Here is a 1,615-nt window from a genome sequence, read left to right as displayed (position 1 = left end):
GGGAGAGGGAGCCTGAGGGGTGCGGGCGGGCCTGTCAAAGCCCCAGCTGAACCTGCCGCGGCTTCCCGCCGCCCGAATTCGGGCGCCGTCTCCCACGGGCCGGGCAGATAAGCGGCGCCGATCGGCGACCGATCACTGGCCTCTGGTCAGGCGCAGGCGAGCCGATATGGTCGCCGGCCACGGTTTCCCCCGCCTAAGGATGCATTCATGACCGCCGGCGTCTTCGACCTCTTCAAGCTCGGGGTCGGGCCTTCCAGCTCCCACACCATGGGGCCGATGAGCGCGGCCGGCGCCTTTCTGGACCAGCTGGCGGACCAGGGCCTGCTGGCCCGCACCGCGCGGGTGGAGACGCACCTCTACGCCTCCCTGGCCATGACCGGCCGGGGGCACGCCACCGACCGGGCGGTGATCCTGGGGCTGGCGGGTTTTCGGCCGGCCACCATCGATCCTGACGCCGCCGAGGCCGCGCTCGCCCGCATCGCGCAGGAGGGGCGGCTGGCCCTGGGGGGCGAGGGCCCTGAGGTGGCCTATGACGCGGCCCGGGACATTCTGTGGGAGGGACGCACCCGCCTGCCGCAGCATCCCAACGGCCTGAAGTTCACCGCCCGCGACGGCGAGGGCGAGGTCCTGGCCGAACAGGTCTTTTTCTCGGTGGGCGGCGGCTTCATCGTCACGGCCGAGGCCTTTGGCGCGCCGGCGGGACCGGAGACCCCCATCCCCTATGACTTCGCCTCGGCCGAGGAACTGCTGGCCATGGCCGAGCGGGACGGCCTGACCATCGCCGAGCTCATGTGGCGCAACGAGGTGGCCCGCCGGCCCGCCGAAGAGGTCAGCGCCGGCCTGGACGCCATCTTCGAGGCCATGGAGGCCTGTATCGAGCGGGGCCTGCGCCAGGAGGGCTGCCTGCCCGGGGGCCTGAAGGTGCGCCGCCGCGCCCGCCAGCACTTCAACGAACTGACCCGCCGGATGGAGCGCAATATCGGCGATCCCCTGGCGGCGCTGGACTGGGTCAATCTCTGGGCCCTGTCGGTGAACGAGGAGAACGCCTCGGGCGGGCGGGTGGTGACCGCGCCCACCAACGGGGCGGCGGGGCTGCTGCCGGCGGTGCTGCGCTTCTATGACCGCTTCCACCGGGGCGGGGCCGAGGGGCGGCGGACCTTCCTGCTGACGGCGGCGGCCATCGGGGCGCTCTATAAGCGCAACGCCTCCATCTCCGGGGCGGAGGTGGGCTGCCAGGGCGAGGTGGGGGTGGCCTGCTCCATGGCCGCGGCCGGGCTGACCGCGGCGCTGGGCGGCACCAACGCTCAGATCGAGAATGCCGCGGAGATCGCCATGGAGCACAACCTCGGCCTCACCTGCGACCCCATCGGCGGCCTGGTCCAGGTGCCCTGCATCGAGCGCAACGCCATGGGGGCGGTGAAAGCCATCGACGCCTCGCGTCTGGCCCTGCTGGGGGACGGCCAGCATTCGGTCAGCCTGGACAAGGTCATCGCCACCATGAAGCGTACGGGCGAGGACATGAACGAGATCTACAAGGAGACCTCGCTCGGCGGCCTGGCCGTCAATGTGGTGGAGTGCTGAGCGGGCCGCCAAGCCCGCCCGCAGACGTCAGGCG

The 1,615-nt window shown here is 71.9% G+C and carries 1 protein-coding gene; it reads left to right on the top strand.

The window, feature by feature from the left end; all coding sequences use genetic code 11:
* Positions 1-207 precede the first annotated feature (207 nt).
* A complete protein-coding gene (locus V7D28_RS14655; RefSeq protein ID WP_333588123.1) occupies positions 208-1,581 on the top strand; it encodes an L-serine ammonia-lyase in 1,374 nt (457 codons plus the stop codon).
* The last annotated feature ends 34 nt before the right edge of the window (positions 1,582-1,615 follow it).

Origin of the sequence: Phenylobacterium sp. (assembly GCF_036723115.1) — a bacterium.
GTDB lineage: Bacteria > Pseudomonadota > Alphaproteobacteria > Caulobacterales > Caulobacteraceae > Phenylobacterium.
Note: the sequence above shows the minus strand (reverse complement) of the source record. Positions and strands in the feature narration are given on the sequence as shown.